Origin of the sequence: Paenibacillus ottowii (genome assembly GCF_006874425.1) — a bacterium.
Taxonomy (GTDB): Bacteria; Bacillota; Bacilli; order Paenibacillales; family Paenibacillaceae; genus Paenibacillus; species Paenibacillus ottowii.
The window spans coordinates 57,738-83,402 of sequence record NZ_VIJZ01000013.1 but is presented as its reverse complement, the minus strand read 5'-3'; the positions used below and the strand labels follow the sequence as shown (position 1 = coordinate 83,402).

The window sequence follows — 25,665 nt, the reverse complement described above, 5'->3', positions numbered from 1 at the left end:
TCTACGCAGGTAGTGACTGTGTTTTCAATTGCACGTACAACTGGTGCGTCACCTGCTGTGGCTCAATACCCAACTCATCTTCTAGTAAGCTGACGAAGCTTTCATAATGCTTTTGGGCAGCTGTATATTCGCCCAGCTGGGCATAGGCTGTCAGCAGCAGACCACAGATATCATCTGAGTAGGGCTCCCTCTGCTGTAGGCTGAGCAAGCGCTGGACAGACTGGCGGGCACGACCTGAACGAAGCTCTTCCTTAGCCAGTTCTGAAGCACATGCCAGATACATATTGCGTAGTTTTTCTCTTTTTGCATACGCCCATGGGTAATCGTGCTCCTCCAGATAATTACCACGGTATAGAGCCAACAGGTTCTCGATACGCGGTGTACCACCATTGCCAGAAGCCGCCCACTCGGAAATGCCACGCTCGAATAGCTCCACATCTGTAACCCAGCCATTACGGTTCAAACGGTAGCGATCCAGGTTGTATTCCAGCTTCGTATCCTGCATCCGCTCTTTCAACGCCTTGCGGATCTGGTATATGGACGTGTGTAGATGAACAACCGCCTTGTCCAAATGATATTCGGGCCACAGCGCATCCAGCAATTGCTCCTTGCTAATCCATTCCCCTTCATGATGCAGTAAAAAGGAGAATAGCTCCTGCGACTTTAATGTACGCCATTTGAATGGCTTCGCTCCCACGACTCCTTGTCCATCCTCCAAAATTTCAAGCTTTTGAAAACAACGCACTTTGGGTAATGGCTCCGCTGCGACGACCGAGCTGGAAGGACGGGAATCCGCCAGCGTGGCTACAATCCGATCTAACGTTTTATTTAGTCGCCGGGCATGAACAGGTTTTAACAAGTAATCCAGTGCTTGCAGTTCGAATGCTTCAATAGCATATTCGGAGTACGCAGTCACAAAGACGATATGAATATGTGAGTCCAGCTGTTGAATCCACTCGGCGGCCTCCAGTCCGTTCATCTCAGGCATTCCGATATCTATAAAAACAATATCCACACGCTCTGCCGCCAGATGATCCAACCCGGCTTGTGCAGACGTATATTTGCCCATAACCGTTAATCGTCCGTCCGCCTCCAACAACCGTTCCAGGTAGGTTAATGCCGACCTTTCATCATCAATCAATATCGCCTTCATCTGTGTCCGCGCTCCCTTCCTGCTGCAACCATCCATCACAATGCTCTATGACCAAGCTATCTGTTTTATCATCTGATTTTTAATTTCTTATATTTTATATATCGTATCCATACGGGCGTGACATTAGCTTTTCCGACAGGTATACTATATTTTTTTATTCATCAGCGATGTGAGGTAAGGTCGTCTCCGGCACACGGAAGCTTACCGTCGTCCCTTGCATAGGATTGCTCTCAATCCGCAATCCTTCCCCATACATATGGATCAAACGGCGATGGATATTACGCAGTCCCACACTGGAGGATACATGCTCCTCCGACAGTAGCTGTTGCAGTCGCTCTGGTGGAATCCCTACCCCGTCATCGGTCACGCTGACCACAAAGTCGGCCCCATCCTCTTGTACAACTACGCGCACCGTTCCACCTGTGCCCCGCTGCATCACACCATGCCGTATCGCATTCTCCACAATGGGCTGAATACTTAACGGCGGGATCAGCGACCGGATGTTTCTCCCTACCTCTACAGTCACCTGTAACCGTTCTTCAAATCGGGCTTTTTCCAATGCCACATACGATTCTACCAATTCTAGCTCCTTGGATAGCGGCACAGTATTCTCCCTGTTTTGAAAATCAAAGCTTCCCCGCAAGTACTGACTCAGCTCCATGAGCAGCTCCGCAGCTTTGTCCGGGTCTACTGCTACGGTCGAAACAATGACATTTAATGCATTGTACAGAAAGTGCGGCTTGATTTGTGCCTGTAAAAAGGCCATCTCCGAACGAACCGCTTCCTCTGCCGAATGACGCATGTTCAACAGAGTGCGCACACGCGCCTTTAATTCCTCCGCATCAACAGGCTTACGCAGAAAATCATTTGCTCCGGCCATAAAGCCTGCATGGATATCGCCGGGCAGGTCGCGTGCCGTCAGCAGCAATACGGGTAGCTCGGAGAGAGAATACCGTTCGCGAATTCGTCGGCACAGCTCAATACCGGATATTTCTGGCATCATCCAGTCCGTGATAACTAGATCAAATCGGGTTCGACCATTCAGCAGCTGAAGCGCCTCCTCGGCCCGATCCACAGCCACCACGCTACAGCCTGTGGTGTATAACAGCTCCTCCAATACCCGAAGGTTCACCTCATCATCATCTACTGCCAGCACTCTGTAGGGAACATTCCCTACTTGCTCCACTGCATCCTCTTCAAGCGAATGCACATCCTGACTTGAGGTCACACCAGGCTGCAATATGACCTCAGACAAAACCTCTTTTTGAGCTTCATGTGCTGGCGTCCCAGTTTCCGCTACGGGCAGGGTAAAATAAAAAGTCGAACCCTTACCCAATCTGGATTCTACTCGGATATGACCTCCATGCAGCTCCACCAGACGACGAGTGATGCCTAACCCAAGCCCAGTTCCACTATATCCTTTGTCCTCAGCATTCACACCTCGGTTAAAAGGTTCAAATATGTGCGAAAGATAATCCGGAGCAATACCTGGTCCGGTATCCTTCACACTGATTTCCATTTCACGGTTTCTCACCTTGGCAGAGATTACGATTTCGCCTTCCTCTGTAAATTTCATCGCATTCCCCAATAAGTTGTATAAGATCTGATTCAGCCGATCCCCATCTGCATCCACCTTGGGCAACGAAGTGGGCCATTCTTTAACGAATTGAAGCTTTTTCTTACCCACCGTATGACCCAGTACCTCCAGCACAGAGTTCACAGCAGCCTGCACGTTTACAGGCCGGCGGTTTAAAGCTAATCTTCCATTTTTTAAATTAGAAAAGTCCAAAATATCGTTAATCAAATAGGAGAGCCTGCGCCCTACCTTTGCAATCAAGACCAAGTTGTGCTTTTGCGGCTCATTGAATTGCGTCCCATAGCGGTCTAGCATGGACTGAGCGATATTAATAATGCCATGTAGAGGTGTACGCAGCTCGTGTGACGTGTTTGCCAGAAATTCGTCCTTTAACCCATCCAGTGTCAGCAACCGTCGTGAGAGGTTCTCAACCTCCATGAACGAATCTACAAAACGTTTGGCCAGCAGCAGCGTTTGAGCCAATACAAATATAAGCATTTCATAGGCTGTCACCCCACGCACCTCTCCCCAGCCCAGAATATACACAAAATTAGTCACCACAATCATGAGAATGCTCATAATACTAATGACTAACAGTGCAGCGTCATCCGTCTGTTGAAGAAGTCCACGAATCAAGATCAGTAGTACATATCCCACACTGACTATCCCAAAAAGAAGAATAAACGCTTCAAAGGATGAGAGTGTCAGTGTAGGCAATAACAGTCCCATACCCAGCATCAATGCAGTGGTCAAATTATAGAGATGCAACACGATCCGGTTCATACCAATCTGCGTCGAAAGATGAACATAGCGGATCAAAAAATAATAGAACAGCGTTGAAGAGAATAACTGTATTTTCAGTACCCATTCATAAGAGAAGTCCGGCATTCCCCAAACCAGCAGCTTTTCCCCATGTGTCAAAATATAAAATAAAGCCGCAGTGCAACAGCATCCTAAGTAAAGCAGAGCTTTCTCTTTTTTACGTAAAAGGTACAACATGATAAAAAATACGGCAGGGATGAAAAATCCTGCGACCAGTACAGTATCCTCCACCATCGCTACTTCCCGGCTATGCGTAATACTGGCAGAATCACCAAACAGCAGCGGATAAATGATCCCCCCGGAGGAATAGCTATAATTAGCCACATGCACGGTAATATCAGCCGAATGTCCGTCTACTGCAGCAAATCCAACATAGGGTACGTTGCCCTGTTCGCCCTTGTCGGCCGAAACAGAGGGACTACCACTCGAACCCACCTCTGCTCCGTTAATCCATACTCGGCTGGAACTGCGAATATTTTGCATATGGATGCCGTACAGATTTTCCGTTTTTGCAGGTAACAATACACGAACATGGTAGGTTCCATATCCAGTCGCCTGTCCCCCAGGCATCCACTGATTCCATTTGCCAGGCACATCTACAATTTTGGCAGAAGACTCAGTGCCTAAGCCCAATTTCTGCGAATATTGACGATTTCCCCAATCCTGATCTCGTATTTCCTGAAAAGATGAGGGCTGTAAAAGCTGATTAGAGTAAAATTCCCACTCTCCCCCCAACTGTACAGCACCTTCTCTTTCGGGATCCCAATTACGCAAATCAATAACACCATTGTGAGCTTTCCAATGATTGTTTCCGGATAATACACCCGACACTAACGGATACACCGGCAACGCAACCGCAAGCAGAAGTATAATAAAAAATAAAACACCCTGTTTTTTCATAAATCCTCCGCTCTTTTCAATAACGTCTATCTTTTGTATCGGTTATTTTATTCAGCTACATTAGAAGCGTTGTCCATACAAAAAGGGACGCCCGCCGCAGATAAAATCTGAGCAGAATCGTCCCCTTCTATACGTACTTGTAGTTTCTAGCCTCTCCTATTAAGGAATCATACTGTCATCATTACCGCCGCCAGGAATCGATCCTGCACCGTCACCAGTGCTGTCGCCGCTTCCTGTTCCGCTGCTATCGCTTGGTGGCGTTGCTCCAACACTGCTGTCGCCGCTTCCTGTTCCGCTGCTATCGCTTGGCGGCGTTACTTCACCAGTGCTGTCGCTGCTTCCTGTTCCGCTGCTATCGCTTGGCGGTGTTGCTCCAACACTGCTGTCGCCGCTTCCTGTTCCGCTGCTATCGCTTGGTGGCGTTGCTCCAACACTGCTGTCGCCGCTTTCTGTTCCGCTGCTATCGCTCGGCGGTGTTGCTCCACCACTGCTGTCGCCGCTTCCTGTTCCGCTGCTATCGCTCGGCGGCGTTGCTCCAGCGCTGCTTTGTTGCTGGCTGGCTACAAAATCTTTATACTCCTGAATCGCATCTTCCAGATCCATGTAATTTTTCTTAAGTTCTGGCATAGGCAAATACTGGTCCAGACGATTGAATGCATCCACTACTCTGTGAAAGTAGACCGTCGTAGGATCTGTACCATTTACTGTAAGCAGATTGTTCGCAATGTTCTTAAGCTCATTGATATCAAGATCAGTTACGATCCATTTGAACTGGTAGTTCGCAAACGCTGTAATCAGATCCGTATTAGCTTGGTCTACCTGTAGCTGTGTGCTATCCGGATTATTAAGCACAAGGTTTGCCAGATTAATTTGCCCTTGAAGTTCTTCGTTATCTTGTTCCGTATAATGACGGCCGAACGTCAAAATTTCATTATTAGCCAAATTGATATTGTGATTCAACAACGTAGTATCCACCGTTATAGGTGCAGCATACTGGCTCTGTACTTGTTGCAGCTCCTCATATACAGGAACAACGTCTTGTAACTCAAAGCTGGACAAGCCTAAGAAAGTAGAGGCATGCTCTGAAGCAGAAGACAAGGCTTGCTGAGCCTCAGCGCTTAATGCGCCTGAATTTTGCAGCAAAATCCCATTGATCGAAGTCTGCATTTCAATGACTTTGTCTCTCAATTGTAGTCTTTTCTCGTTATATTTTTCAAGATAGGTCCCTTTAGCCTGACTTAATTGATTATAAGAGATGACCAATTGCTCCTCAGGAGTAAATGGCATAATGAGTGCAAAGTTGGCTTGTCCTGTTTGTTGCTCTAAAGACAGCATTTCCGTATTCAAGTAATTACGAGCCACAGGATTAGACAGCAGTTTTAGTTGAATATCTTGAACCAGCTGCTGCAGTTTTTCCCGAGTTGTAGCAGGCAATGGCACAGTGAACTCCGTAAGCCTTTGACTCAGCTCCATGTTCAAGTTCAATACGTCCTGCTGGGTCATAGCAGTGTGCATCTTCTCTGTATATTCCTGAATCAGGTTGTCTAGTTCAGCATTTTGAGAACCATTCTGATCGTAGATAACCTGCGCTTCTTGTAAAGTATTTTTAAGCACCGAGAAGTCCGCTGCTTGCAGCGCTAAGAATGAGTCTGTAGCAAGTTCTATCTTTTGTGTCCATTCTTCCAACTGCTCAGTTGTAGCCAATGGATCCATATATACGTTTGATCCTTCCCTTACTAAGGACTTGTAACGCGCTTTATCTGTTTTCAAATTATCCACACGATCCGTTACATCGACAAAATGCAGATAGGCATCTCTGAGTTTTACTGATGCTTTGTATACCTTTATTACTCGACGCAAGCTTTCTGCTTCCCGATCTACAATAGTTTGAGGCGCATTTCCTTCCAACACATTGTTGCCAAATTGAATCGCTTGACTTAGTGAGTTATCCCAAAGAGGTGGAAATTCGTCACCAACCATTCGGTTTTGTTCAAGGGTAGTCGAAGCTAACTGAATCAGTCTAGTTAATTCCTGTGTTCCAATCACCGGCTCTGTGGCTGAGGTTGTGTACACAGAAACATCCTGTTTCAATGTGCTGAGCGCTTGATCCACTTCTGCCTGTGTAGCCGCCGTATTGTTCAGTACCAGCATAGCCTGATTGATTGCTACGGACAGGCTTTCCTTCGCTACAGCCGAGTAAAGCGCTTGATCCGGTCCACCCTCGCCTGCACGCTCCAGCAGTTCTTTGGCAGCATGGACTTCTGTCTCCAACTGACTGCGGTCTACGCTAACAATGTCACTGTTGTGTTTCTTCTTATCTTTGCTGTCTGTATCCGTGATAACCGATCCAGCAGAGGATGAGTTCGTCGTACCATTTACGAGACTAACAGCTTCTTTCATCGCATTATAGTTAACAATAACATCCTGCGGCTGTTTTTGTTCCGGCAGGTTGAGCTGGTTGATTGCAGCCCCCTTGGCCAGTGTGATAAAAGGAACACCCACATATTGTGATGCATCCAGCAAACCAACACTTCCGCTCACCAACAGCTTGCCTAGTCCCTGTTGCAATGAAACACGACTAATCGCTGCATTTCCTTCGGTCGCGATCGATGCATCATTTTTCAGCGTCAGGTTGTCAATCTTTGTCGTCCCGGTTGCAGTCAACTTGGCATCCTTGGAGCCCAGTTCCACACCGGACCATGTTGTATTTTCCAAAATGGCCGATACAGGCTGAGTCCCTGAGCCCTTGATTTCTAATACGCCTGTGGAGGACATGTTCTTCAAGGTTATCGAACCATTGACGATCAGGCGTCCCTCGAAAGATACACCCTTTCCGTCAAATACGCCGCCGTCTGCATTAATTTCCAGCTTCTTTACACCTGTGAGCGTTCGCAAATTACGGTTAAGATCGATTTTTGCCCCTTTTAATACCGCTTTATTATTTTCACCAAACAAACCTTGCAAAGATCCTTCCAGCTGATAGGGGATATTTCCGATTCGAACCGTATTCCCCTCTGATTTCACTTCTCCTACTGGATGATCCAGCAGGCTGACGAATACTTCCGCACTATTTTCCCGGTTCAATGGATTTTTCAAATCCGTTGCAGAAGCATCCTCTGATAACAAACCATAATTGCGAGCTACTTGAACTGCATTTTGCTGTGCATCCGCAGTACTTGTATCCTGCAAGTTCATTGCACGTACGAGCGAAACAATTAGTTCTTCCTTGGTAATGGCATCCCCTGGACGGAACAGTTCTCCGTTGCCTGTCATATACCCGGCTGCACGTACAGCCTCAATATAGGGAGCACCCCATGCATCCGAGGACACATCCATAAAAGAAGTCTGCGGCTGATTGTTAACTTCCAGCTGGAACAGACTGCACAAAATTTTAGCCGCTTCTGCGCGGGTCAAATTCTTTTGTGCCATAAAATCGCCCTGGTTCCCTCCTGTCATCAAACCCAAAGTCCGAGCTTGCGCTACAAATCCAGTTTCACTTTGTGCATCTGCTGTCGCTGCATAGGCAGTCTGAGCACTCCCCAGCCAAGGTAGAGATACGATAGAGCCTGAAGCAATTCCTAATACCATGGCCGATGCAATCCATTTATTTCGATTTACAAGTTTCAACTTTTTCACTCCTAGATGCTATTTATTGGCATATATCCGGTTTCATCAAAGTCTTTAGTCATGTTTAGTTCTACGTTTTATACAACCAAGGAACTATGCTAAGAGGATTATATGAAACCCCACTGAACCAATTCTGAACAATTAGACCTATACAAATGAATTCACACAGCAAAATTGCTTGACTTAGAGTGAACTCCAAGTGTAATAATATCCGGTGGAAGCAGCTAGATTAGACTGCATTTGGATAAAACAATTGCTAGGAAAGCGAGGTATGATCAAATGGACTATGTCAAACTTGGTAATACCGGCCTGGATGTATCCCCGCTTTGTTTGGGATGCATGGGCTTTGGGGTGGCAGAACGGTGGATTCATCCATGGATACTAGATGAAGAGCGCAGTCGTCCAATTATCAAAAAAGCTCTGGAGCTAGGCATCAATTTTTTTGATACCGCAAATGTAAATTCAGATGGGACTAGCTGAGCGAAATTGATAAGAGCCTTAAGCGACTGGGAACAGATTATGTCGATCTGTATCAAATCCATCGGTGGGATTACAATCCCCCTATTGAAGAGACGATGGAAGCATTACATGAGGTTGTGAAGGCCGGGAAGGCCAGATATATTGGTGCTTCTGCCATGTACGCATGGCAGTTTCTAAAGGCATTACATGTCGCCGAGAGAAATGGATGGACGCGATTTATATCGATGCAAAATCATTTGAACCTCTTATATCGTGAAGAGGAAAGAGAGATGCTACCGCTTTGCAAGGAAGAAAAAATCGGCGTAATTCCATACAGCCCACTCGCAGGTGGAAGACTGACACGCGATGTGCAGGAAAAAACCCATCGGTCTGAAACCGACCAAGTTGCGAAATCGAAATACGATGCGACTGCAAATACTGACCGATTGATCGTGGAGCAGGTTGCGACTATCGCAGAACAACGTAAAGTTCCCCGCGTTCAGATCGCACTTGCTTGGTTGCTGCAAAAAGAACCGGTCACAGCTCCCATTATCGGTGCTACGAAAACGTCTCATCTTGAGGATGCCGTAGCTGCTCTTTCCATTACATTAACGCCTGAAGAAATTGCATCGCTGGAAGAATCATATGTTCCTCATCCGGTCATTGGCGCTCAGTAAATGACATTTTCAATATATGAAACGACAAGAAACGCCCTATCCATTACATAGGGCGTTTCTTGATCAGAAATTGTAAATTAAAACATTCATTAACCCCTGCGAACTTTGCGGGAGAGCAGATTGCCCAAAGACTGAACACCTTGTACAAACACGACTAGAATGATAACGGTAATCAGCATAACCAGCGTATCAAAACGTTGATAGCCATACGCTATCGCCAGGTCGCCAATTCCGCCGCCGCCGACCGCACCCGCCATAGCAGTTGCACCAATTAATCCAATGGCAGCTGTTGTTAACGATAAAATCAGGGAGCTGAATGCCTCGGGCAGCAAAAAGTAGCGAATGACCTGGAACGGGGTCGCTCCCATCGCATCTGCTGCCTCTAGTATCCCCGGATTGACCTCCAACAGCGAATTTTCAACCAGCCTGCCGATATAGGGTGCTATATATATAATCAAGGGGACAATCGCTGCACTAGTCCCAATGGATGTGTGCACAATCAAACGGGTTAATGGAATGATCGCGATCAGCAAAATAATAAACGGTAGGGAACGAACAATGTTAATGATCGGATTCAAAAGATTGTACAGCCATTTGTTCTCCAAAATTCCGCCTGGACGGGTGACGACGAGTAAAATACCGATAGGGATACCAATCAGAGCACCAATAAATAATGATATGCTGACCATGAGTACGGATTCATACAAAGCTTCCCACAGCTGATCCCAAGTTATCGTTGTTCCTGTAATCATCATAAACTCTCCACCTCCTGAATATGAACTCCTTTGCTCTTGATAAAATCAACAGCCTGCTGAACGGCATGCTGCTCACCGCGCAGTTGAAGTGTCATATAGCCAATCGTCGTTTCTTGAATCTCCGTCATATTAGCAAATAAAATGTTCACATGGATGTCGTGCTTCCGAATCAATTCATGAACCACTGGGTCGGAAGCTGCCTGTCCGATAAATTCCAGTTTGTAGATGCGTTGCGACTCTTGCTGCTCGAACGTCTGCAGCACACTGTCTGGCACTTGATCGTGAATAACTGTGCGTACAAAGCTTTGCGTCGTTGGGTGCTTCGGCTGCCCGAATACCTCCAGCACATTGCCCTGCTCAATGATTTCTCCCTTTTCCATGACGGCCACCTTATTGCAAATCCGCTGGATCACCGACATCTCATGGGTAATGATCAATATGGTGATCTTGTACTCCTTGTTGATTTTGCGAAGCAAATCAAGAATAGACTGCGTGGTCTGCGGATCAAGTGCCGAAGTTGCCTCATCACAGAGCAAAATGGATGGGTTGCTCGCAAGCGCCCGCGCAATCCCGACACGCTGCTTTTGTCCACCGGAGAGCTCGCTGGGATAGCTATTTGCCTTGTCCGACAATCCTGTAAATGCCAGCAGCTCTGTTACACGTCTCTCAATTTCCCGCTTGTTGCGCTTGAGCAGCACCAACGGAATGGCAATATTTTGGAATACGGTTTTCGATTCCAGCAGATTAAAATGCTGAAAAATCATTCCGATCTTCTTTCTTACTTTACGAAGGCCAGAGGTCGAGTAAGCATTTAACTGTTCCCCTTCAACAAGAACCTCACCTGTCGTTACTTCCTCCAGACGATTGACCAAACGGATGAGCGTACTTTTCCCTGCACCACTGAATCCGATAAAGCCAAAGATATCTCCTTTATCCACTGTGATATTTATATTTTTTAACGCTTGAATGCTTAAGCCTTTTCTTACATAGGTTTTGGATACATTCCTAAGTTCAATCATAGCTCCTAATTCCTCCACTCCATCAATGATGTAAATCTCTCTGAGTTGATTGATTTCCTTTTGTATGAACGCCCAAATTAATCCGAGTATTTTAGTAAGTTTTATAGAGTATACTACTTCGATTTTATATTGCTGTCAATATTGAGTTTTAAGTTTGATGAAAGCATTTTTTTCTGTGCATAAATGAACATGATATTGCAGATGGTATGAAATATGCGAGGAATACACATCTTACCCGAATCGGGACGAAAACGGAGGAGCATAGATGAAGCGAATATTTACCTTGTGGCTATGCATTGCAATTGTGGGGATGTCCGCAGTTATCGGAGAATCAGCATCAGCTACCCAAGCTTTGGACGGACAACCGTACCATTTTGGGTTTAAAAAAAGTAAGGGAGGCGAGCTGCCTTCCATTGCGCAAGAAGGCTTTATGCACCTGATCGAAAGACAAGGTGGCATCTTTTTAGGAGATACCACTAAAAAAGAATTGTTTCTCACTTTCGATAACGGTTACGAGAATGGATATACCTCCAAGGTACTGGATGTATTGAAAGCCAAAAAAGTTCCAGCCGCCTTCTTTGTAACCGGGCATTTTGTAAAAGACCAGCCAGCTTTGATGCGCCGCATGGCGAGTGAAGGCCATATTATCGGAAACCACTCATGGAGCCATCCTGATATGAGCACCATTTCTCCGGCTGAGATTCGGTCTGAGCTTGATCGGGTACGAGCCGCGTCTGCAGACTTGACTGGGCAAAAGGAAATGAAATATGTCCGACCGCCGCGCGGCATTTTTAATGAAAAAGCATTGGCATCCTGTCGAGAAGCCGGATATACGAGTGTATTTTGGTCGGTGGCCTACAAGGACTGGGATACGAATATTCAGCGAGGAACGGACTATGCATATCGCCAAGTTATGGAGCAGCTCCACCCCGGCGCGGTCATTTTGCTTCATTCCGTATCCAAGGATAATGCCGAGGCACTTGGCTCGATCATTGACGAGGCTCGCAAGCAAGGATACGAGTTCAAAAGTCTAGATGATCTTAAAGTTAAGCATTATCACTAAAAAAGTGTCTAACTTAATGAGTCAAAATCCTCATCAGCCCGATCCACATATGTCATAGCAGACAGTGTGAATCGGGCTTTTTCGTTTACGAATGAGGAAGGTCTTGGATATAATGACTGTAGAAACGATCTGAAAAGCACTTTTATTGGAGGTACATACATCATGCACTTTGTATTGATCTGGATGGGACGATCTGCTTCAAGGGGCAGTGCGTGTCGGATAAGATCGCAGGCTGTTTGGAGGGCCTCCCCTTCCCTTTTACCATCCAAAGAATAACAACGCTTATTTCAAGGTTACCTTATACACTCTGGCTTCATAAGGGCGCAGCTTCAAGGCATGCAGGTTTTCTCCTTTTATTGGTTCGTAGTTGGAGAGAAGCAGTTCAGCCTTGGCGGCAGAGAGCTCCTCATCTTCGGGCCAGTGAAACACTGGATCACGATCAAAGAAATTCAAAATGACCAGCAAACGCTCTTGCCCCAGCATGCGCGTAAATACATACAGCTCTGTATCCAGCGGCAACAACAGCTTGTATTCGCCATAAACTATGACCTCATGTTGTTTGCGCAGAGCAATCAACTTGCGATAATAGTGGAAAATCGAGTTTGGATTATTTCTTTCTGCCTCTGCATTAATGTGCGTGTAGTTATCATTAATCTTCATCCACGGCTCTCCCTCGGTGAATCCGGCTGCAGGTCCAGCATTCCACTGCATGGGCGTGCGCGCATTATCCCGACTTTTTCGCCAGATTTCGGCCATAATCTGCTCCTCTGGCTCACCGAGTTTCCGTTGCTGCTCATAATAATTCAATGTTTCTACGTCCCGGTAATCATCAATCGACGGGAAGGAAATATTCGTCATTCCAATTTCCTCACCCTGATAAATGTAAGGCGTTCCCTCAAGCATATGTGTGAAGGTTGCCAGCATTTTGGCAGATTCGACACGATATTGTCTATCATTCGCAAATCGGGAAAGAGCCCGCGGTTGGTCGTGATTGTTAAGATAATTGGCATTCCATCCTTCCTGATGAAGCACCGTCTGCCAACTACTCATTATTTTTTTTAGCTCTACCAGCGTCCACGACTTGTACTTCCATTTTTCCGTTCCCAACCCTTGTGCATCAATAAACATATGCTCAAATTGGAACACCATATTCAACTCATGTCGCTGATCCCCCACATAATCCAGTGCCTGCTCCGGTCCTAAGCCGGAAGTTTCACCAACCGTCATTAAGGGATAACGTTCCAGTACCTTTTCGTTCAGCATCCGTAGAAGTACATGTACCTGCTCTAGATTGGAAAAGAGCTGATAGGCCCGCACTAAGGTTTGTTTGTCGGGATTATGGGCATCCGGCAGCCCTTCGGCTTTCACAATATGGGCAATGGCATCAAAACGGAAGCCGTCGACTCCCTTTTTTAACCACCATTCCACCATACGATAGAGTTCATCCACCATCTCTTCATTTTCCCAGTTCAGATCCGGCTGATGCTCGGAATACAAATGCATGTAATATTCGTCTGTAAGCTTGTCATATTTCCACACAGAACCGGAGAAGTACGACTCCCAATTATTCGGATATCCGCCATTTTTGCCTGTTCGCCATATGTAGTAGTCCCGCTTCGGATTATCCTTCGACGAGCGTGACTCCGTGAACCACGGATGCTCATCCGACGTATGGTTTAATACCAAATCCATCATAATTTTAATGCCTCGCTCATGCGCCTGGTGGAGAAGCTCATCAAAGTCCTCCATTGTTCCAAACTCATCCATAATGGCATAATAATCACTAATATCATATCCATTATCATGATTGGGCGACTTATATATCGGGCAAATCCAGATGACATCAATACCCAGCTCAGACAGGTAATCCAGCCGAGACAAAATACCGCGCAAGTCCCCTTTTCCGTCTCCGTCAGAATCCTGAAAACTGATTGGATATATCTGATAAACAACAGCTTCCTTCCACCATATTTTTTTAGGCATGTTTCCCTCCTGTGTCTTCTCTGTACATCCAATAGCTTATGCTTTTAACATACACGCAATACCTGTATGCGAATCGTTGTTGCAGGGAAGTGAGATACTTGTATGCTTGCTTCAGCGCATGAGCAGATCTGATAGACTAAGATATATTTTAATTTTTTTTAAAAAAACAGGTTGTGTACATTGATCTGGCGTTACCTATATTTATGAACTGTCCATATACATGAACCAAAAGCGGTGCCATTCTTGAATTTAGGGAGGAATTTATATGAACCTTCGACCCAAGGAGCCAAAGGATCTGATTGTAGAATCAGCTGTGATCCCACCCAACATCCATGTGGATGTCGAGTCAGCCATTGAGGGAGGAACACGCCGCCTAATGCTTAGCGATAACCCGGAGACGCTTACCCATGTGACGGTACCTACCGAGCAAGCCACTCTGTGGCATGATGTGGTTCGCACCACCACCCGGACAGTCAAGCACCGGATTTTCGGCTGGCATTATAACAAAATCGGCAGACCTGTTAAGCTGGGCATCACCGTAGAGAACAAAGGCACGGCCCAACTGGAAGTACGCCATATTGAACGTGCGCTTGAGATTGTACCCGAGGACGGCAACTGGATCATTGATGTTGGGCAATCTATTGCCAAAAGCTGTTTGGCAGGTACGATGAAACGTCTGAAGCCAGCAGACCGCCACAAATTCGGCAAAGGCACCGCCTTGCTGGAGGAATTTGAGCTGCCCGAAGGATCACTGGCCGGATTCATCTACGACCTCACGGTAGAATACGCCGAAGGCCACGGGACGCTGGATTACGTGATTCGCACGGTAGTCAGCAAAGATACGAAGACCGATCTGCGCGACATTCATATGGATGCGCTCCCTCCCGTTCCCCCGCCGCAGGCGCATCCGCGGGGAGTATGGCCCTTTTCTGAAACAAATGCGCGCATGCCGGAGTATGTAGTAGGGCAAAGTGCCAACTACCGAGCATGTGCTACTAAGAAGCTGAACGGTGAAACTCCTGTCGATCTGCTGTTTACCGGGGCACGTAGCGAGCTGGGACCTGCCCTTGATAATCGTGGACAATTCGGAACGATATATAACGCAACCATTCCTATCCTTAATCACAGTAGTGAGAGACGTACTGTACGAATCTATGCCAATCCACGTGGAGGTGCGTTCGCCGGGTCTGTACGCGTGGATGGTCATGTATATGGTATCCCCTTGCTTCAAGATAATACCAAAGTATGCCGACTGGCTGACATTAGCGTTCCTCCCGGCAAGACCAGCTATTCTCTTAGCTTCATGGTTGCAGGTAGTGCAACCACACCGCTGGGGATATACGTCATCACGCTATAATCGTAATCACATGAGCTGGCTTAATCATGCATAAAAAAACTTGATTGCTCTAAAAATGTGGAATAACCCGGTGATCATAGATCACCGGGTTATTTATATCGATTTTATTATATAGAAAACGCTATTTCTGATTACACTACTCTGCTCAGTATAAAGTTCGAAGGCGGAGCAGACTCGGGCTTACCAAACAAATAGCCCTGGGCCAGTGACACTCCTGCATCACGGCAAAATTCAAAATCCTCCAATTGCTCTACGCCTTCAGCCAACACTTGACCTCCAAAACGAAAAGCAGATTCCACGATCCCTGTAATTTGCCGTTTCTGATCACTGTTTCGATGACAACCATCAATTATACTGCGATCAATTTTAACATAATCCGGCTGGAGGCAATTCATTAGCTCTGTCGTAGAATAGCCTGCCCCTACATCGTCCAATGCCACCGAAACTCCCCGTGTACGATATTGTTCAAAGATTTGATGCAAAAGATTGAGGTCATCTATTTCTTCCGTCTCTACAACCTCAAACACAAAATCCTCTGTATTCATGGATAACCGTTCAATCGTCTCAAAAGTATGATGCAAGCAATAAGCCGGATTATAAATGGTTGAAGGGAGAAAGTTAATAAATCGTTTAATTCCCGCCGGAAGGCATGTCGCACTTTTTTCAATAGCGGAAATACGAGCCGAGCGATCCAAATGAGCATGCAAGCCAGCTTCACGGGCCACTTCAAACAGTCGGAAAGGCTGAAAAGACTTATCTGGCTGTGACGGACGCAGCAAAAACTCAAAGCCGATAATATTCAGCTTGTAGTTAACGATGGGCTGCATATGGCTGGTAAAGCTTTGATTGTTAATAATACTCACCAGATCCGGATGTTGTAGTCGGGCTTGCAACTGGCTAAATAAAAGCCAGTCCTCATATCCCTCAACATGATGCAAGCCAGTCACCACAACTTGCATGCCATCCAAGCATTCCTGTGGCAGACGAGCCAGTCCGTTAACCAGCCGCTCCAACTCTGAACGACTGTCATAGCGAAACACAATGGTATCCTCACACCAATGTTCTTGTTTCACTTGTTCCGAAAGCATACCCAAGCCGTCTAATGCTGGAGTAAGCAACACCCTAGAATGCCTAATTTTCAGCAATCCTTGATCCTTAATAGGTAATATGATGCTGCAATTGCTGCAAGTCATAATGGTCCTCCTCGGAACAATTTTCCGGTTTTTTATCATTATATCACAAACAACTAGAACAAAAGTACTATATAATTACGTGTTATTACAAAAAATCAGCTTTTTTTCAACGATAAACTAGGACTTAAGTACATATTCGACAAAAACAAAACCTTTTTTATCACTCAAGATAATTTTGGGGTGTGTTGTCTTTGACATCAAAAAAGCAGCAAATCTCTTAGTTAAAGAGATTGCTGCTTCATTTTTTGGTGATCAGCGGAAGTTAAAATCCGAAGTTATTTGGATGTCTTTGGCTTCGTTGTTGGAACTGGTTTTGCAGCCGCAGGTTTGGCCGTTTTAACAGCTGGCTTCGCAGTCGCCTTCGCGGGAGCTACAGCTTCCTTTACAGGAGTTGTTGCTGTACTAGGCTTCGCGCCAGCTTTTAAGCTATACTTGGCAAACCCGTCTGTCGCACTGCTCAAGTATGAAATTTGTTGATTTCCGGCCAGCACATCTTTGGCGTCAGGAGAGGACTCGAAAGTCACCTTAGCCTGACCAAAAGGAGCAATAGACCAGTTGCCGTCCGCTGACGGATTGATCGTTCCATTCGTCCGGATATAATCAATAACGACTTGACGACTTTCATCCGGGGCTGCCATCACAATTCGCTTGCCATCTGGATTGGCCAGCTTGGAAGAGGAAGCACGATAGTTATTGGTTGCGACGATAAATTTCTGGGCAGGATCAATAGCCTTCCCATTGTATTGCAAATCCTTGATACGATGGGCTGAAGAATCAATAAGAGTACCCTTGGCATCGTAACGTGCAGGCTGAGTTACATCAATCTGATAATTCACACCGTCAATCACATCAAAATTGTAGGTCGGGAAATCTTTGTTGATCAGCGATTGTTCCTCAGTTTTGCTAGGATCAATACGGTTGAACTGACCCGCAGACCATTCCAGCCACTCCTGAATTTCAGCACCCGTAACTTCTACGGCATTAACCGTGTTCGGGTATACGTATAGATCGGATACGTTTTTGATCGCTATTGTACCTTCAGGAATGTTGGTATAATACTCGGCACCGTTGCGACCACCGGCCTTGAATGGAGCGCCTGCCGACAATACAGGAAGATTTTCATATTCTGTTCCTTTAAGATGGTTCTGAACGTACCATTTCTGTGCATTGGTCACAATTTGAATGGACGGATCATCCTGCACTAATGCAAAATAGCTGGTAATCGGCGCAGTCGTTGTACCGACAGGTTGACGAACATAATTCAGCGTTCCTTGGTGCTCTTCTTTAATCGCATCAACCAGTTTAAAATCAGGAATAAACTGCGCAGCCTGATTAGTAGTGCTCACAACCGGACGCACTTGAGACTGAGAGTCGATTACGTGCCACTCACGGTTTTTCTTTTCCAAGCTCATATCAATAATGCCCAGATCCTTGCCCCATGATGAAGCTTCTACTGCTGGCACGCCGTTAATGGTTCCTTTATCCAGATCTACCCCGCTCATATCTTTAAAATCTGAGCTTGGGAAAGATTTGTGAGCATGCCCAAACAGAATCGCGTTAATTCCGTCGACCTTGCTCAAATATTTAACGGCATTTTCCATCATTGGCGTTTGCGGCACATCTTCATAGCCTGTATGGGCAAGCACAACAATAATGTCAGCACCTTCTGTTTTCATTTGAGGAATAAACTTTTTGGCTGTTTCCACAATATCCTTTGTAACAACCTTATCCTTCAAATTAGCTTCATCCCACTGCATAATTTGAGGTGTTACCAGACCGATTACACCCACTTTGAGTGTATGCTCTTCGCCCTTCTCATCCATTACTGTTTTATCAAGAATCTGATAAGGGGTAAAATAATTTTTAGTAGCTTGGCCTTCTTTATCAACATAGACGTTCGCATTTACGTAAGGAAAATCAGCTCCCTTGAGCGATTTGTCCAGAAAGTCGAGGCCGTAGTTGAATTCATGGTTGCCCACTGTAGCTGCATCATAGCCCATCAAGTTCATCATTTTGTAGACCGGATGGACACCGCCTTCTTTTTCGAAGGTTTTGTTGCGAGCCATATAATCATCTAATGGATTGCCCTGCAGCAAATCACCATTATCGAACAGCATACTGTTTCTTGTTTCACTACGTGCCTTCTGGATCAAACTAGCTGTACTAACCAAGCCATATTCGTTGGTTTCTTTGTCTGAATAGTAGTCATAATTCATCAGGGCCCCATGAATATCCGTGGTTTCCATGATCCGCAGATTCACCGTACCGCTATCGCGAGAATCGCTAGCTGCCCAGGATGGAGCGGCCGAAAACACCAGCAGGCTGCAAGTTACAACTGCTGCTGTAAACCCTTTAAACCAATTTTTACGAAATAACAAAATATACCCCTCCTCATTAAGGTGTATGCCTCATATACATACTTTTGCACATATATGTAAGCTTTGAACCCACCATTCCTATTTTAATCCAATGGAGGACAAAAGAGTAGTCATTTGCTTAAAATATTTATGAAAAAATAATTAGTTTTCGAATAAAAATAAATAAAAGCCAGCAATTCTCCTGTAAAGATTGGAAATTTGCTGGCTTGTCCTTTATATCATTTCTATTTTGTCCACACCTGGCGTTCCATTTGTTGACCCACGTACTCAATACGAGTCGGATTTACGTCTAAAATGACATAATCGGGATCATCAGGTCCAGAAAACCATTTTTTCAGAGATTCATTCCACACTTGTTTGCGTAACCCCTCATCAGCTGTAACCTGGACGGTAGCCTCGACTTCCAAGACTTCCTTCGTGCCCCCCACCTCATACCCCAGCAGCAGATAAGCATTCGGATTGTCCTTTAGCTCCTCCACTTTATGTGTTTTGCGATCCGTTGCTAGATGAATGTTCATTCCATCGTTAAAAAGGGCCATATAGCGTACTTTCGGTTTTCCGCCCTCTACCGTACCTAACGAGCAAAATTTGTTGTTATCCAAAGCCTTCACAATGGCTTGTTCCAGCTGACTGCGATCCAATGTCTCCGTTTTACCCATAGTACAACAACTCCTTTTTACGAATTAGAATTCTATACGGCTTTGCCACCTGGCATCAGCCCTTCAGAACATACTGTGCGGCTGCTCTAAAAATAACATGACCGAATCAGACTGATGATTCATGTACATTTTCAGATCAAAGCTCACAGTAAAAGTGTACCCTGTCATTCGCTAAATGAACCGTAAGCCCTCCCTCAAGGCTGGACAGACCCGCGATCAAGGCATATAATCGTCGTAGTAAACCCGAATAAACAAACCCATTAAACCATACAATGCCAGGGGTGCTGGAATCGGCCGGCTGAGAGTGTGTCCCAAGACACTGACCCTTACAACCTGATCTGGGTAATGCCAGCGTAGGAATGCTTGAGCAAGATGTGCCTTTTTAATACAGGACATCCCTTACTTTGGTATATACAAGCGCAAGCGTCCCGGAATCTCGGGACGCTTTTTTTGTTGAAGATGAAGTAGTTGGAAAGATTGCATTCTGGCAGATGTTATTTTTGTGAAAATGGGGAACATAACTGTCTGATTGGACGGATAACGGGTAATTAAAAGGAGAGAACACAACGAATGAAGCGCATGAACATGTTAAGCCTGGGTCTGATCACTCTGTGGCTCATGGCTCTGACTCTGACCGCTTGCGGCGGTAATCCCCCTACATCTCAACAGGCTGCTCCTGCTGCTGGCACTTCAACGTCTACTCCGGCAAAGGGGCTTAAAGATGTTAAAGTCGTGCTTGATTGGACACCCAATACGAATCACACGGGGCTCTATGTCGCCAAGGACAAGGGATTTTACGAAAAAGCGGGTTTGAATGTCCAAATTGTTCAACCAGGTTCAGGCGGAGCTGATCAGATGGTTGCTTCGAATGCCGCACCTTTTGGGATCAGTTATCAGGAAGGCGTTACTCAGGCTCGCATCCAAGGCGTGCCGCTCGTATCCATCGCTGCGGTGATTCAGCATAATACCTCTGGCTTCGCAGCCCCGATAGACCGCGGAATTAAAAGCCCGAAAGATTTCGAGGGTAAAAGCTACGGCGGCTGGGGTTCACCTGTAGAAGAAGCGGTCATGAAATCCATCATGGATTCAGACCAAGGTGATGTGAGCAAAGTGAAGATCGTCAACATGGGCAATGCAGACTATTTTACAGCTGTGAAGCGGGATATTGACTTTGCCTGGATTTTCTACGCATGGACCGGAATTGAGGCCAAGCTTCGAGGTGAGCCATTGGATATGCTATATGTAAAAGATTATTCCAAAAGCCTCGATTACTATACACCTGTAATTGTGAGCAATGAGCAGACGATAAAAAATGATCCTGACCTGGTCAAAGCGTTTATGGACGCTACTGCACAAGGCTATGAATACACTATCGCTCATCCGGAAGAAGCGGCAGATATCTTAAGTAAAGCTGTGCCAGAGCTGGACAAAAAACTGGTACTCGCTAGTCAAAAATGGCTAAGCCCGCGTTATCAGGACGATGCCGCGCAATGGGGCGTACAAAAAGCAGAGGTATGGAAAAACTACTCGGACTGGATGTACGAACGCAAGCTGCTCAGCAAACCTTTGGAAGTCGATAAAGCTTTCACAAACGACTTCTTGCCCAAGCGTTGATCATTTTGTAAAAACACTAAATAAGACTCGACTTAAGAAGTGAACGAAGCGCCACTACGCGGACGGATGGTGCTTCCCATCGCCACCGCCTCCGGATTTCCAGAATAAAGCCTCAGCAGGGTAGAAATCCGGGGACAAAAGCGACCGCTTCGCTTGTACAGCACCATTCCGTGCACTTCGTTCTCGTTCCTCTTGGTTTATTCTTTAGTCTCATAGTATCTAAAGCGCAAAAACAGATGCGCTTATGTGTAAAAATGCCATCCAATCTATCAAAAAAACTAAAGTGCTTTTAAGGCGGTTGGCAGCGGAGCGGTTCATTTGAATCTGAAGAAACGAAGTGGTCGCCTTTGCTGTTGGATTCTTACCTTTGAAATTTATTCAAGAATCCCACGGCAACAGCGATCGTAAGATCAAATGAAACGCGAAGCGGTCTCCCCACCTTAAACCAATTTATTTCCCAATACTACTCCAAATAAAGGACAGGTGAAATTCGCATGGCTAACACATTGCTCAGTATTCAAGTCATCCCTAAAACTCCTAATAACGAAGATTCTTACCCATATGTAGACAAGGCGATTGAGGTGATTCAGCGTTCCGGCGTCAAGCATCAGGTGAACCCACTGGATACGACAATGGAGGGCGAACTGGACGAATTGCTGAAAGTGGTCAAAGACATGCATGAGGCCTTGACAGAAGCCGGAAGTCCCAGCGTCATTTCACAGATCAAAATCGCACATAACCCACAGGGCATCAGCATGAGCAAGCTGACCGAGAAGTATCGCCCATGAATCTGAAAGGCAAGCACGCATCCTGGTGGAAAAGCGTATGGCCGCCCCTTGTGGCGGTCCTCTTCTTTTTAGCGGCTTGGCAGGGAGCGGTTTCCTATTTACATATTGAATCCTGGCTGCTGCCAGCTCCTTCCCTAATCGTTCAAGAGGGTATGGCGCAATCGGCGTTGCTTGGTGCCCATACTTGGGCTACGATTCGCCTTACGCTTGCGGGATTCGCTATAGGGACTGCAACGGGACTGCTGATCGCCATCGTTCTTCATATCATTCCTTTTCTCAAATCTGCTCTGTATCCGCTCTTGATCCTTAGTCAAAACATTCCGATCATCGCTCTCGGTCCGTTGCTCATGGTATGGTTCGGTTTTGGCGTGCTGCCCAAGCTTATGGTCATTACTTTAGTATGCTTTTTTCCCGTGGCCGTAGCGGCTATGGACGGGTTGACACGGACAGACCGTGTGATGATGAACTATATGCGGATGTCGGGTGCTAGCCGCAGAGCTATTTTTATGAAGCTAGAGCTACCTCACTCCTTGCCGCAAGTATTCTCCGGCATCAAGATCGCTGCTACCTATAGTGTGATGGGTGCGATCATTGCGGAATGGATTGGGGCCAGTGAGGGAATTGGATATTATATGTTGCTGCAAAAATCTGCCTATCGCACAGATCTCATTTTTGCCGCTATCGGTATTATTGTTACACTCAGCTTGCTGATGTTTGTAATTATTCTACTACTGGAAAAATGGCTGGTTCGCTGGAAACCCGATCAAGAATAGCATCCATATTGAATTAAAAGCCTCAACGAAAGGACGTGGCACATATGAGTCTGCATCCGACGGATTTGACATCACCACACATGGCTGATGAACAGCAACGAGCCGGAGAAGCGCAGGTATTGACGTCTACTCCTCCTGCTTTGGAATTGGACGGGATCAGCCTCGCCTTCCGGGAAAAGCGAAGCTCACTGCCTGTATTGCAGGAAGTATCTCTCACCGTCAAGCCGGGAGAATTTGTCTCCCTCATCGGTCCGTCAGGCAGTGGCAAAAGCACGCTGTTTCACATTATCGGCGGGCTGCTTCAGCCGCAGCAGGGACGTATTCGTATGCATGGACGGGATATAACTGGTGAACGCGGGCATATCAGCTACATGCCGCAGCAGCCCGCTCTTTTCCCGTGGCGCACTACACTGGACAACATACTGCTCGGGCAGGAAAACGCACCGCGAAAAGATGCGGCAGCGAGCTCACGATCCGTCAGCGAACGTGAACGCCGCAAAGAAGCCTTGCAATGGCTTGAGCAGGTTGGACTGGGCAAGTTTGCGAAGGCATACCCGCATACGCTGTCTGGTGGCATGCAGCAGCGAGCGGCCTTTCTTCGCGCCCTGCTTAGCCCGCAGGAGCTAATGCTGCTGGATGAGCCGTTCAGCGCACTCGATGCGCTGACACGCGCAGATATGCAGCAATGGTTGTTGCAGATGTGGGAGAAGAACCGCCGCTCTGTGCTGTTCATCACTCACAGCATCGAGGAAGCCCTGCTGCTCTCCGACCGCATCTATGTGCTGTCAGCGCGACCTGCTTCAGTGGTGCATGTCGTAGACGTTCCTTTTCCCCGTCCGCGTAGGGAAGAAATCACCCTCGATCCACGCTTTGTGGAATGGAAGCGGACAATGACTGGCTGGATGCGTGAGGAGAAGTACAAACTGGACGATAACATAAACAACGCTGAAGGTGTACATAAAAACACCTCTGACGGCGGGGTAAACCATTATGAATGATTGGAACCTACGCGCTGCAAATAACTCGAAAGCGGCAGCAACCGTTCCCTTAATCGACGCGCACATTCATGTAGACAGTTACGCGCCGGAACAACAGGAGCCATTGCTCGCTTCGCTTGCCGACAACCACGTCGAAGCCATCATAGCTGTGTCCATGCATCTTGCCTCCAGTCAAGCCAACTTGCGCCTAGCAGAGCGTTGGCCCGGGCTGGTACGACCAGCCTTCGGCTTCCATCCCGAACAGGCTCTACCGCCACAAACCGAGCTTGACCTGTTATTTGACTGGATGGACGAACATGTACAGCAGATGGTCGCGGTGGGTGAAGTCGGCTTGCCCTATTACAATCGGCTGGAGGCTACCCGCAGTGGAGATGCTTTTGACCTCGCTCCCTATATTGCGTTGCTGGAGCGTTTTGTCCAATTTGCAAGCAAGCATAACAAGCCCGTCGTACTGCACACCGTTTACGAGGACGCAGATATTGCCTGCGACCTGTTGGAGCGTTACGGCGTTACGCAGGCGCATTTTCACTGGTTCAAGGGCTCGGCCGCCACGACTGAACGTATGGCCCGGAACGGCTATTATGTGTCCTTCACTCCGGATCTCCTGTACGAAGAAGAGATCCGCAGTTTGGCAAGACAATATCCATCTAATCAGGTTATGGCAGAGACAGACGGCCCATGGCCGTTTGAGGGTCCTTTTACCGGACAACAGACGCATCCATGGATGACTGCCGAGGTCATTCGCGCGTATAGCAAACTGACCCGTCAAGATGAGGCTGCTGTCCGTCAATTATTTTATGATAATACGAAACGCTTCTACTCCCTGTCTAATTCCTAAAGGCATATCAGCTATTTACGAAAAAGCTCACAATCACAGGCTTCTAGTCAAAGCAAAGAACCTCCTTATGTACGCGAAACTTCATGCGTAATTAGGGAGGTTCTTGTAATTTTAATTTTAAATATACATGTTACTCAAACACCACTTCACATGGAAGTATTTTTTGTCGCTATTCCACTTTTATTGCTTCAAGAAACCCTTCTGTTCCAAAAATGGCTTTAGCTGCAAGCGCGCTGGTTCGGTCAATCTCGTGGCCATTTGCTCAGACCAAGGTGTAGAGCGTTGACCACCCGTACGTTCCTTCAAATATTCGGCTGATGTGTGGTCGTATGCCTCTACAGCTTTCATCGTCTGATTTTTGTCGTAGCCGTTCATATGCAACACACCGGACAGCGGAAGACGTGGACGTAAGCCCGTTTCCTGATCCGGTACACCAATACACATCCCGAATACTGGATACACCAGCTCTGGCAGCCCTAACAACTCGGCTACCTCTGCTATTTTAGTACGAATGCCCCCGATGTAAACGATGCCCAGGCCCAGTGATTCAGCGGCCACCGCTGCATTTTGTGCGGCTAAAGCGGCATCGACGGTTGCAACCGTATAATTTTCGACGGACCCTTCGTAGGAAGGCTGCCCTGGCTGATGGTGAATCGTCACCTGCTTCAACCGATACAGGTCTGCGCACCATACCAGAAATGTTGGGCATTGCTCAACGTAAGCCTGCCCTCCGGCCAACTCGGCCAGTTTTGTTTTTAAAGCGGGCTCTGTAACGGCAATAACGGTATATGCCTGCACATTGCTGGACGAGGATGCCATTTGGCCAGCTGCCACAATAGCTGCGAGCTGCTCGTCGGTAATGGGGTCTGATTTGAATTTCCGTACAGACCGATGGTTCATCAACAAGGAAATCGTATCATTCATGACTGCTTCACTCCTAATCCATAATTTAAGCTCTTTATCTGCTTCAAGCTGTGAGTACGCGAAAAAGTTCTTGCATGCTTACATGGCACTCCTACAAATATTATGAAAC

Annotated in this window: 17 protein-coding genes, 1 pseudogene and 1 riboswitch; of the genes and pseudogenes, 8 read left to right on the top strand and 10 right to left on the bottom strand. The window is 46.6% G+C overall.

Features of this window, described 5'->3' with window-relative positions:
* Position 1: 1 nt before the first annotated feature.
* From FKV70_RS23245 to FKV70_RS23235, 3 genes are all read right to left on the bottom strand, one after another.
* Complete coding sequence (locus tag FKV70_RS23245; RefSeq protein WP_142614709.1) at positions 2-1,153, bottom strand: response regulator; 1,152 nt, start codon at positions 1,151-1,153, stop codon at positions 2-4.
* 154 nt (positions 1,154-1,307) lie between these two features.
* A complete protein-coding gene (locus FKV70_RS23240) occupies positions 1,308-4,451 on the bottom strand; it encodes a hybrid sensor histidine kinase/response regulator (RefSeq protein WP_142614708.1) in 3,144 nt (1,047 codons plus the stop codon).
* A 159-nt stretch (positions 4,452-4,610) separates the two neighbouring features.
* A complete protein-coding gene (locus tag FKV70_RS23235) occupies positions 4,611-8,078 on the bottom strand; it encodes an S-layer homology domain-containing protein (RefSeq protein ID WP_208738440.1) in 3,468 nt (1,155 codons plus the stop codon).
* Positions 8,079-8,357: 279 nt separating this feature from the next.
* Between FKV70_RS23235 and FKV70_RS23230 the strand changes: the two are divergent.
* Positions 8,358-9,214, top strand: a pseudogene (locus FKV70_RS23230) (aldo/keto reductase).
* 89 nt (positions 9,215-9,303) lie between these two features.
* Here the strand turns inward: FKV70_RS23230 and FKV70_RS23225 are convergent.
* Both FKV70_RS23225 and FKV70_RS23220 read right to left on the bottom strand, forming a co-directional pair.
* Positions 9,304-9,969 (bottom strand): methionine ABC transporter permease, encoded by a 666-nt coding sequence (locus FKV70_RS23225; RefSeq protein WP_063212335.1) that lies wholly within the window; start codon positions 9,967-9,969, stop codon positions 9,304-9,306.
* On the bottom strand, positions 9,966-10,988 hold the full coding sequence (locus FKV70_RS23220) for a methionine ABC transporter ATP-binding protein (protein ID WP_142614707.1): 1,023 nt from the start codon (positions 10,986-10,988) through the stop codon (positions 9,966-9,968). The genes FKV70_RS23225 and FKV70_RS23220 overlap by 4 nt, the downstream gene beginning before the upstream one ends.
* A 265-nt stretch (positions 10,989-11,253) precedes the next feature.
* Between FKV70_RS23220 and pdaA the strand changes: the two genes are divergently transcribed.
* Positions 11,254-12,051: a delta-lactam-biosynthetic de-N-acetylase gene (gene pdaA / locus FKV70_RS23215; RefSeq protein ID WP_142614706.1), complete on the top strand. Its 798-nt coding sequence runs from the start codon at positions 11,254-11,256 to the stop codon at positions 12,049-12,051.
* A gap of 282 nt (positions 12,052-12,333) precedes the next feature.
* On the opposite strand, the gene FKV70_RS23210 is transcribed toward pdaA, so the two are convergent.
* Complete coding sequence (locus tag FKV70_RS23210) at positions 12,334-14,034, bottom strand: glycoside hydrolase family 13 protein (RefSeq protein ID WP_142614705.1); 1,701 nt, start codon at positions 14,032-14,034, stop codon at positions 12,334-12,336.
* A 265-nt stretch (positions 14,035-14,299) separates the two neighbouring features.
* Here FKV70_RS23210 and FKV70_RS23205 point away from each other — a divergent pair, with 265 nt between their 5' ends.
* The gene (locus tag FKV70_RS23205; RefSeq protein ID WP_142614704.1) at positions 14,300-15,391 is read left to right on the top strand and encodes a hypothetical protein; all 1,092 of its coding nucleotides are present in this window, start codon (positions 14,300-14,302) and stop codon (positions 15,389-15,391) included.
* A 131-nt stretch (positions 15,392-15,522) separates the two neighbouring features.
* Here the strand turns inward: FKV70_RS23205 and FKV70_RS23200 are convergent, their stop codons facing one another.
* The 3 genes from FKV70_RS23200 to FKV70_RS23190 all read right to left on the bottom strand — a co-directional run bounded on the left by FKV70_RS23200 (position 15,523) and on the right by FKV70_RS23190 (position 19,621).
* Positions 15,523-16,584, bottom strand: a complete 1,062-nt coding sequence (locus FKV70_RS23200) for an EAL domain-containing protein (RefSeq protein WP_142614703.1) — start codon at positions 16,582-16,584, stop codon at positions 15,523-15,525.
* Positions 16,585-16,859: 275 nt separating this feature from the next.
* Positions 16,860-18,962: a bifunctional 2',3'-cyclic-nucleotide 2'-phosphodiesterase/3'-nucleotidase gene (locus FKV70_RS23195; RefSeq protein WP_142614702.1), complete on the bottom strand. Its 2,103-nt coding sequence runs from the start codon at positions 18,960-18,962 to the stop codon at positions 16,860-16,862.
* A gap of 224 nt (positions 18,963-19,186) precedes the next feature.
* On the bottom strand, positions 19,187-19,621 hold the full coding sequence (locus FKV70_RS23190; protein ID WP_142614701.1) for a pyridoxamine 5'-phosphate oxidase family protein: 435 nt from the start codon (positions 19,619-19,621) through the stop codon (positions 19,187-19,189).
* Between the two features lie 267 nt (positions 19,622-19,888).
* Positions 19,889-19,998: riboswitch (TPP riboswitch) on the top strand.
* Positions 19,999-20,191: 193 nt separating this feature from the next.
* On the opposite strand from FKV70_RS23190, the gene FKV70_RS23185 reads away from it, so the two are divergent.
* From FKV70_RS23185 to FKV70_RS23165, 5 genes are all read left to right on the top strand, one after another.
* Positions 20,192-21,235 (top strand): ABC transporter substrate-binding protein, encoded by a 1,044-nt coding sequence (locus tag FKV70_RS23185; RefSeq protein WP_064796899.1) that lies wholly within the window; start codon positions 20,192-20,194, stop codon positions 21,233-21,235.
* A gap of 494 nt (positions 21,236-21,729) precedes the next feature.
* Complete coding sequence (locus FKV70_RS23180; protein ID WP_064796898.1) at positions 21,730-22,023, top strand: MTH1187 family thiamine-binding protein; 294 nt, start codon at positions 21,730-21,732, stop codon at positions 22,021-22,023.
* Positions 22,020-22,796, top strand: a complete 777-nt coding sequence (locus tag FKV70_RS23175) for an ABC transporter permease (protein ID WP_064796897.1) — start codon at positions 22,020-22,022, stop codon at positions 22,794-22,796. The genes FKV70_RS23180 and FKV70_RS23175 overlap by 4 nt, the downstream gene beginning before the upstream one ends.
* A 44-nt stretch (positions 22,797-22,840) precedes the next feature.
* Positions 22,841-23,794, top strand: coding sequence for an ABC transporter ATP-binding protein (locus FKV70_RS23170; protein ID WP_142614700.1), 954 nt, complete (start codon positions 22,841-22,843; stop codon positions 23,792-23,794).
* Entirely contained in the window at positions 23,787-24,632 is an 846-nt protein-coding gene (locus tag FKV70_RS23165; RefSeq protein ID WP_142614699.1) for a TatD family hydrolase, read from the top strand. The genes FKV70_RS23170 and FKV70_RS23165 overlap by 8 nt, the downstream gene beginning before the upstream one ends.
* 180 nt (positions 24,633-24,812) lie before the next feature.
* On the opposite strand, the gene nfsA is transcribed toward FKV70_RS23165, so the two are convergent.
* Entirely contained in the window at positions 24,813-25,556 is a 744-nt protein-coding gene (gene nfsA / locus FKV70_RS23160) for an oxygen-insensitive NADPH nitroreductase (protein ID WP_063212348.1), read from the bottom strand.
* Between the last annotated feature and the right edge of the window lie 109 nt (positions 25,557-25,665).